8 protein-coding genes are annotated in these 8,810 nt (G+C 70.9%); 6 read left to right on the top strand and 2 right to left on the bottom strand.

Annotated elements, in window-relative coordinates; all coding sequences use genetic code 11:
• Positions 1-75: 75 nt before the first annotated feature.
• Positions 76-450: an FKBP-type peptidyl-prolyl cis-trans isomerase gene (locus I4Q55_RS01470; protein WP_206784173.1), complete on the bottom strand. Its 375-nt coding sequence runs from the start codon at positions 448-450 to the stop codon at positions 76-78.
• A gap of 141 nt (positions 451-591) precedes the next feature.
• Between I4Q55_RS01470 and I4Q55_RS01465 the strand changes: the two genes are divergently transcribed.
• From I4Q55_RS01465 to I4Q55_RS01440, 6 genes are all read left to right on the top strand, one after another.
• Positions 592-3,810, top strand: a complete 3,219-nt coding sequence (locus tag I4Q55_RS01465; protein WP_206784172.1) for a penicillin acylase family protein — start codon at positions 592-594, stop codon at positions 3,808-3,810.
• A gap of 58 nt (positions 3,811-3,868) precedes the next feature.
• Positions 3,869-4,909: a PLP-dependent aspartate aminotransferase family protein gene (locus I4Q55_RS01460; RefSeq protein WP_206784171.1), complete on the top strand. Its 1,041-nt coding sequence runs from the start codon at positions 3,869-3,871 to the stop codon at positions 4,907-4,909.
• A gap of 59 nt (positions 4,910-4,968) precedes the next feature.
• Positions 4,969-5,709: a hypothetical protein gene (locus I4Q55_RS01455; RefSeq protein WP_307793090.1), complete on the top strand. Its 741-nt coding sequence runs from the start codon at positions 4,969-4,971 to the stop codon at positions 5,707-5,709.
• Positions 5,706-6,290: a class F sortase gene (locus I4Q55_RS01450; RefSeq protein WP_206784170.1), complete on the top strand. Its 585-nt coding sequence runs from the start codon at positions 5,706-5,708 to the stop codon at positions 6,288-6,290. Before I4Q55_RS01455 ends, I4Q55_RS01450 begins: the two co-directional genes overlap by 4 nt.
• A gap of 215 nt (positions 6,291-6,505) precedes the next feature.
• Positions 6,506-7,177 (top strand): hypothetical protein, encoded by a 672-nt coding sequence (locus tag I4Q55_RS01445; protein WP_206784169.1) that lies wholly within the window; start codon positions 6,506-6,508, stop codon positions 7,175-7,177.
• A gap of 4 nt (positions 7,178-7,181) precedes the next feature.
• Entirely contained in the window at positions 7,182-7,784 is a 603-nt protein-coding gene (locus tag I4Q55_RS01440; RefSeq protein WP_206784168.1) for a class F sortase, read from the top strand.
• On the opposite strand, the gene I4Q55_RS01435 is transcribed toward I4Q55_RS01440, so the two are convergent.
• The gene (locus I4Q55_RS01435; RefSeq protein WP_206784167.1) at positions 7,770-8,810 is read right to left on the bottom strand and encodes a patatin-like phospholipase family protein; all 1,041 of its coding nucleotides are present in this window, start codon (positions 8,808-8,810) and stop codon (positions 7,770-7,772) included. The two genes, I4Q55_RS01440 and I4Q55_RS01435, sit on opposite strands and share 15 nt — an antisense overlap.

Here is an 8,810-nt window from a genome sequence, read left to right as displayed (position 1 = left end):
GGGGGGGGGGGGGGGGGGGCGTGGCGGGGGCGGGGGGCCCGGGGGTGTCCGCCCGCCCCCCCCCCGGCCGCGAAATCAGTTCACGCCGACCAGGTCGACGACGAAGATGAGCGTCTCGCCCGGCTTGATCACGCCGCCCGCGCCGCGGTCGCCGTAGGCCAGGTCCGGCGGGATCACCAGCTTGCGGCGGCCGCCGATCTTCATCCCCGCGACACCCTGGTCCCAGCCGGAGATGACCTGGCCGGCGCCGAGGCCGAAGCGCAGCGGCTCGCCGCGGTTCCAGGACGCGTCGAACTCTTCGCCGGTCGAGTGCGAGACACCGACGTAGTGCACGGTGACGGTCTTGCCCGCCGTGGCCTCCGCGCCGTCGCCGACCTTGATGTCGGTGATCTGGAGCTCGGCCGGCGCGGGTCCGGCCGGCGGGTCGATGAGGGGCTTTTCCAAGGTCATGGGCCTCACCGTACCGACGCCGCTCCGGCTGCGCCGAACGGACTACGCCCAAGGAGGGGAAAAACGCGAAAACTCTTCACACTTAGCCTACTGCTGGGTAGCGTGCGCTTCGTCACTTTTCTGGACTGAGGGGAGCCCGGCATGCGACGTCGCATCCGCGCCCTGACCGTTACGGCACTGGGGGCCCTCGTGGCCGGTCTCACCCAGGTCGCCGTCACCGCCCCGGCCGCGCACGCGGCCCTGTCACCCGACGACTACTGCGGCGCGCAGTGCAGCGACATCCTGCCGCCCGGTGAGCAGGGCAGTGCCACCCTCGCGGAAATCCTGGCACACAAGCTGCTCGGCACCCGGCCGGCGCACTCGGCCGACCAGCTCGGCAAGTACGCCTCGCTGGCCGGCGGCTACAAGACGCTGACCACCAGCGCGATCAACCAGTACTTCAACGACGCCTCGTTCGGCGTCCCGGCCGACCAGGTGGCGAGCACGATCAAGCCGCGCGCCGACGTCACGATCGTGCGGGACAAGGCCCTCGGCGTCCCGCACATCACCGGGACCACCCGCGCCGGCACCGAGTTCGGCGCCGGGTACGCGGCCGCGCAGGACCGGCTGTGGCTGATGGACGTGCTGCGCCACGCCGCCCGCGGCCAGGTCAGCTCGTTCGCCGGTGGCGCGGAAGCCAACCGCGAACTCGAGCAGACGTTCTTCGCGAACGCGCCGTACACCGAAGCCGAGCTGCAGCAGCAGATCGACCGCACGGCCGCCAGCGGCCCCCGCGGCGCGCAGGGCCTCGCCGACGCGCAGGCCTACGTCGAAGGCATCAACAAGTACATCGCCGACTCCCACAGCGGCCGGTACTTCCCCGGCGAGTACGTGCTGACCGGGCACATCGACTCGATCACCAACGCGGGCAAGATCGACCCGTTCAAGCTGACCGACCTGGTGGCGCTCGCCGCGCTGGTCGGCGCCCAGTTCGGCGCGGGTGGCGGCGGCGAGGTGCAGAACGCCATCGCCAAGCTCGCGCTGCAGGAGAAGTACGGCGTCGTGCAGGGCGAAAAGGTGTGGCAGAGCCTGCGCTCGGAGGACGACCCCGAGACGGTCAAGACGCTGCACGACGGCCAGACCTTCCCGTACGGCAAGACGCCGGCCAACGCGGCCGGGCGGGCCATGCCGGACAAGGGCTCGGTGACCCCGCAGCAGCTGGTGTTCGACAAGACCGGCTCGGCCGCCACCGCGACGCCGTCCACTGTGGACGTCGCCGCGCCCGCGGAGCTGGCGCCCGCCCGCGGGATCTTCGAGAACGGTGTGCTGCCGGGGAACATGGTGAGCGAGAAGCACGGCATGTCCAACGCGCTGCTCGTCTCCGGCGCGAAGACCGCCAGCGGCCACCCGGTCGCGGTGTTCGGCCCGCAGACCGGCTACTTCGCCCCGCAGCTGCTGCTCCTGCAGGAACTGCAGGGCCCGGGCATCAGCGCCCGCGGCGCCGCCTTCGCCGGGCTGAGCATGTACGTGCTCCTCGGCCGCGGCCAGGACTACTCGTGGAGCGCGACGACGTCGGCGCAGGACATCATCGACACCTACGCGCTGCAGCTGTGCGAGCCGAGTGGCGCGGCGCCGACGAAGGACTCGAACTACTACACCTACCAGGGCAAGTGCGTCCCGATGGAGACCGTGGAGGTCAAGAACGCCTGGAAGCCGACGGTGGCCGACGGCACCGCGGCCGGCTCCTACACACTGCGCAGCTACCGGACCAAGTACGGGCCGGTGCAGAGCCGGGCGACCGTGGGCGGCAAGCCGGTGGCGTACGCGGCCCTGCGGTCGTCCTACTTCCACGAGGTCGATTCGCTCATCGGCTTCCAGGAGCTGAACGACCCGGGCTTCATCAAGTCCGCGGCCGACTTCCAGAAGGCCGCGGCCGACATCAACTACACGTTCAACTGGTTCTACGCCGACTCCAAGGACATCGCCTACTTCAACTCGGGCGCCAACCCCGTCCGGCAGCCCGATGTGGACCCGAACATGCCGGTGTGGGGCGACCAGGGCCACGACTGGGCGGGCTGGAACCCGGCGGGCAACCTGGCGAACTACACGCCGGCGTCGCAGCACCCGCAGTCGATCAACCAGGACTACTACGTCAGCTGGAACAACGCGCAGGCGAACGGGTACGCCGCGGCCGGGGCGGACAAGTCCGCCGTGCACCGGGGCGACCTGCTCGACTCGCGGGTGAAGAAGCTGATCACCAGTGGCACCAAGGTCACCCGGGTCAACCTGACCCAGGCGATGGCGGAGGCCGCGCTGGCCGACCTGCGGGCGGAACGCGTCCTGCCGCTGCTGCTGCAGGTGCTCGACAAGGCGCCGACCACCGGCGCGGCCGGTGACGCCGTGGCGAAGCTCAAGACGTGGCTCTCCCACGGCCAGCTGCGCACGGAGACCTCGCCCGGCAGCAAGGTGTACGCCGACGCCGACGCGATCCGCATCTTCGACGCCTGGTGGCCGCTGCTGGTCCAGGCCGAGTTCAAGCCGGGCATGGGCGACGCCGCCTACAACGCCATGACGTCGGTGCTGGGCATCAACGAGAGCCCGTCCGGCTGGCAGAACGGCAACGGGCAGCACGCCGGCCAGCCGCACAAGGGCTCGTCGTTCCAGTACGGCTGGTGGGGTTACGTCAGCAAGGACATCCGGCAGGTGCTCGGCCAGCCGGTGGCCGGCCCGCTCGCGCAGACGTTCTGCGGCGGCGGCAACGTCACCGCGTGCCGCCAGATGCTCGTCGACTCGCTGACCACGGCCGCCGGCCAGGCCGCGAACACCGTCTACCCCGGTGACGCGAACTGCTCGGCCGGTGACCAGTGGTGCGCCGACTCGATCGTCCACAACCCGCTCGGCGGCATCACGCAGGACAAGATCAGCTGGCAGAACCGCCCGACGTTCCAGCAGGTCGTCGAGTTCGCCGCGCACCGCGGGGACAACGTCGCCAACCTGGCGACGGCGAAGACGGTCAGCGCCACCAGCGCCGAGAGCGGCTTCTACAACTCGCCGGCGTCGAACGCGATCGACGGGAACGGCTCGACCCGCTGGGCCAGCGACTGGAGCGACAACCAGGCGATCACCGTCGACCTCGGTTCGGTCCAGCAGGTTTCGCGGGTGCTGCTCACCTGGGAATCCGCGTACGGGAAGGGCTACCGGATCCAGCTCTCGCCGGACGCGGTGCACTGGACGGACGCGGCCGTGGTGACCGACGGCGACGGCGGACAGGACAACGTCTCGTTCGCCGCCACCCAGGCCCGGTTCGTGAAGCTGCAGGGCGTCCAGCGCGGCACCAAGTACGGCTACTCGCTGTACGAGTTCGAGGTGTACGCGCACTGATCCCGGCCGGGGCACTCGCGGACGCGGGAGTGCCCCGGCCTCCCCTTATCGTGGGCGGATGGATCACTGGACGCCCCGCACCAAGGCCATCGCCGCCGGCCGGCCGCACGGTCCCGGCGAGCCGTTGAACACCCCGCTCGTCGCCACCAGCACGTACCAGGCCGGTGGCGACTTCGTGTACGCCCGCGGCGACGGGACGCCGACCTGGCACGCGCTCGAGGAAGCCGTCGGGGCGCTCGAAGGCGGGCACGCGACCGCGTTCGCGTCCGGCGTCGCCACCCTCTCCGCGGTGCTGGACCTGCTGCCGGTCGGGTCGCGGGTCGTCGTCCCGACGTTCAGCTACGCGGTGACGCGCGGGGTGCTGGCCCACGCGCAGCAGCTCGGCAAGCTCGCCGTCACCGAGCTCGACCCCACCGACACCGACGCCTGGGTCGCCGAGGCGGCGACGTCCGACCTGGTCTGGCTGGAGTCGCCGACCAACCCCACCCTCGACGTGATGGCCATCGAGCCGATCGCCGCCGCCGCGCGCGGCCGGGTCGTCGTCGACAACACCTTCGCGACGCCGTTGCGGCAGCGGCCGCTCGAACTGGGTGCGGACGTCGTCGTGCACAGCGCGACCAAGCTCATCGGCGGGCACAGCGACCTGCTGCTGGGCATCACCGTGGCCAAGGACCCGGCCGTGGCCGCCGAGCTGCGCGGCGCGCGGACGCGGGTCGGGTCGACGCCGGGCGCCCTCGAAGCCTGGCTCGCCCTCCGCGGGCTGCGGACCATGCCCGTCCGGCTCGCGGAGCAGTCCCGTACGGCGGCGCTGCTGGCTTCGCGGCTCAGCGAACACCCCGCGGTGCGGCGGGTGCGCTACCCGGGCTTCGGCATGATGGTCGCCTTCGACCTCGCCGACGCCGAGACGGCGGACCGCTTCTGCGCGTCGGTCCGGCTGATCCGCTCGGCGACGAGCCTCGGCGGTGTCGAGAGCCTGGTCGAGCGGCGGGCGTGGCTGACGGGCGAGGAGCGCGTCCCGCCCGGGCTGATCCGGTTCAGCGTCGGCCTCGAAGATCCGGACGACCTCTGGGAGGACCTGACGTTCGCCCTCGCGGAGTAACACGGGCCGCCGAATCGTCGATAGTCGCGACATCGCAGGTCAACTGTTGGGAGTGCGTCGTGGGCAGAGCGCTGAACCGGGTCGCCGGTGTCGTTTTCGCGGGTGCGCTCGCCACCTTCGCCGCCGCGCCCGCCGCAGTGGCACAGCCGGAGACCAGCACGTCACCCACGGAAACCACGACGACCACGACGACCACCTCGGAGACGTCGACCTCGAGCAGCCCGGCCAGTACGACGGCGCCTTCGTCTGCTTCGGTCACCCCGAGCACCACCGCGCCCGCGACGACCGAGGGCATCCACACCACCACGACGAGCCCGAAGACCACGTCCTCGGCGCCGGAACCGGCCGAGCCGCCGAAGGACGACTACCAGGACAACGCCGGTCACGGCTTCATCGGTCTCGGCGGCGAAGGCGTCCTCGTCATCGCCTGCGCGGCCGGAGCACCCGGGAACGTGGCGACCCAGTACCTGAGCGTGACCGGTGGCCCGGACCAGGACGAGTCCGACGGCCGCTACTGGAACTACTCGGTGCGCGTGGTCGACGCCCCGGCCGGCACGACCACCGCCAAGTTCAGCTGGACCTGCGCCGGCGTCGAAGGCAACGGCATCGTCGAGTTCGAGCAGGCCGAGCCGCCGGCCTCGACCAGCACCAGCGTGCCGTCCAGCACCGCGCCGATCACGACGGCGGCCGGCTCCACGGCGGCCGGCTCCACGCCCGCCGGCAACGCCGCACCGAAGGCCCAGGTCAAGGTCGCGCCCAAGGGCGGCGTCGAGACCGGCTTCGGCGGCACGGCCCGGTGACGCTCCGCCGGGCGGGCGCGGCGCTCGCCCTGGTGCTGGCCCTGGCCGGGTGCGGCACCGCCGAGCCGTCGCCCCCGGCCGCGGCACCCGCTCCGGTGCCGTCCTCGGTGCCGGTGACCAAGCCGTTCAAGGGACTTCGCCCGACATCGGTGAAGATCCCGAAGATCGGCGCGGAGTCCAGCCTCCTCGCGGTCGCCGTGAAACCCGACGGCTCGATCTCCGTCCCGTCGGTGCACACGCCGATGCAGGCGGCCTGGTACAAACTTTCCCCCGTGCCCGGCGACGTCGGCCCGGCGATCGTGCTCGGGCACGTGGACGGCGACAAAAAACCCGGTATCTTCTTCAAGTTGAAAGACCTCGTGCCCGGCGACGAAGTCGACATCGACCGCAGCGACGGCAAGAAGCTGAAGTTCGTCGTCGACCGCGTCACGCAGGTCCCGAAGGACACGTTCCCGCGGGAAGCCGTCTACGGGAACAGCGAAAAACCGGAGTTGCGGCTGATCACGTGCGGTGGGGTGTTCGACCACGCAGAGCACAGCTACCGGGACAACATCGTCGTTTACGCGCACCTGGCCGGTTGAGCCACACCGAAAGCGTCGCGTTCGACACTGTCCGATGTGGATTTCGCGGCGGTCGAACGTTACCGGTTTCCGCAGTGGTTTTCTTCACGTCGAATCCGTTTCCGGTACCCACCGGTTCTGGGGCAGGATGTCCGAGTCGCCCGATCTTGTGCGTTCGGCACCGGGCGGCGCGCGTAGTGGGGGTCATTGCGCGTTTCCTTCCCAGGGGAGTCAACTTGAAGAAGACCTTGGGCCGTCTTGCGGGCGCTGTGCTCGCGGGGGCCCTGCTCACGCTCACCGTCGCGCCGGCCGCGCTCGCGCAGGAGGCCCCGGCCACCTCGACCGAGACCGCGCCCACCTCCGAGGCGCCGCCGACGACGAGCCTGCCCACGAGCACCACGGTCCCGTCCTCGCAGCAGCCGACGTCGCAGCAGCCCACCTCCGGGCAGCCGACGACGTCGCAGCCGACGTCGACCGGCACCGGCACGCCGACCTCGGGCAAGCCGACCCACTCCGCCACGCCGACCACCGAGCCGACCGACCCGTTCCCGCACGGCGACGACTACATCGACGACTACGCGTACGCGTGGGAGTTCGAGGACGGCACCGGCATCCTGGTCATCGCCTGCGCGGCGGGCGAGCCGACGAACATCGCCGCCAACGACTTCACCGTGGCCGGCGGCCCGTTCCAGGACGGCGCGGACGGCCGCTACTGGGGCTTCGACATCCAGCTCAACGAGGGCAAGCACCTGACCGACACCACGCAGGTCTCGTGGACCTGCGAGGGCAAGCCGGTCACCCGGCCGGTCGGCCACGGCGGCGGCTCGGCCACCGCGGGTGGTCAGGTCAAGGTGACCCCGAAGGCCGGCGGCGTCGAGACCGGCGGCGGCGCGACGGCCCGGTCCTGACCGCATGACCACGCAGTTCCGCCGCGGCGGCCGCGTTCTCGCGGCCGCCCTGGCGCTGTCCTTCGCACTGGCCGGCTGCGGAACCCCCGACCCGCAGGCGGCGGCTCCCTCGTCGTCCGCGCCGGCTCCGCCGCCGGTGACCAAGCCGTTCGCCGGCCTGCGCCCGACGCAGCTGAACATCCCGAAGATCGGCGCGCAGTCCTCGCTGGTCTCGGTGCTGCCGAAGGCCGACGGCGGGATCTCGGTCCCGTCGGTGCACACGCCGATGCAGGCGGCCTGGTACAAGATGTCGCCGGTTCCCGGCGAGACCGGTCCGGCGGTCGTGCTCGGCCACGTCGACGGCGACAAGAAGCCCGGCATCTTCTTCAAGCTGAAGGAGCTGGTCCCGGGTGACGAGGTGGACGTCGACCGCAGTGACGGCAAGAAGCTGAAGTTCGTCGTCGACCGCGTGGAGCAGGTCCCCAAGGAGACGTTCCCGCGTGAGGCCGTCTACGGCAACAGTGACAAGCCGCAGCTGCGGCTGATCACCTGCGGTGGCGCGTTCGACCAGGCCGAGCACAGCTACAAGGACAACGTCATCGTGTACGCGAACCTAGCCAACGCCTGAGCCGGGGTACGGGAACTCCGGCTTCAGCGTGGTTTCCGGGCAGACCCAGCGGCGCATGCCCGCGTCGCAGACGGCGTAACCCCAGTTGATCAGGTTGTCCTGCACCTTCTCGGGCATCCTGGTCAGCCGGGTCTTCGTCTCGGCGAGCCGCCGGGTCTGCTCCACCGGCGCCGGCAGGGCGTCGGGCAATTCGAAGTTTTCGATGTCGCTGTAGGTCGCCCAGTACGTCCCGGCGTACGTCTTGTCCTCATAGGACTTGAGCAGCGAGCCGGTGCGCAGCTCGCGGACCTGGTTGTCCATCACGGTCAGCACGCGCAGCAGCTGCATCGGCCAGTTGTGCCTCGGCTTGGCCTCGTGCTTCATCTTCTTGCCGGCGTCGCTGACCAGGACGGTCGCCCGCTGGTTCTCGATCGGGTCGAGGCCGAGGTTGTCGTAGACGCCCGCGTCGCTGAGCACGACCTTCCGGCCGGGCGCGTGCGGGTCGTCGATGACGACCGGCGAGAGCATCGGCGGGAACGCCGACGACGCGGCGACCGCGGTGGCCAGCGGGATCTGCCCGTGCGGCCCCGGTTGCCGGAAGAACCACCACAGCGAGCCGTCCTGCAGGCTGGTCGCGGTGAACACGAAGTTCGGCCCGGCCGGGTCGAGGTCCGCGAGGCAGCAGTCGCCGAAGAGGTGCTTCGCGTAGCGGCGCGCGAGTTCTTCGCCCGCGCTGCGCCACGGCATCACCATCGCCTTCAGCGTCACCGGGATGTCGAGGTTGGTGCGCGCGAGTCTCCGCAGCGGCTGCACGACCTCCTTGCCGAAGTTCTCCGCGACCCCGTCTTCGCCGAACCACAGCTTGTGCCACGCGTGCGCCAGCACACCCGCCGCGATCGAACCGCCGGAGACACTGGAGACCGTGGTCAGCTTCGGCAGCCAGCCGAGCTCGTTGAGCCGCCAGAGCGCCCCCGCGTGAAAGAGCATCGCCCGGTAGCCACCGCCGGAAAGCGCGAGCCCGACCCCGTCCCGTTTCGCCGCGTCCAC

The sequence above is a fragment of the Amycolatopsis sp. MtRt-6 genome (assembly GCF_017308975.1).
Lineage (GTDB): Bacteria > Actinomycetota > Actinomycetes > Mycobacteriales > Pseudonocardiaceae > Amycolatopsis.
The sequence above is the reverse complement of the archived record's forward strand: the minus strand, read 5'-3'. Positions and strand labels throughout refer to the sequence as shown.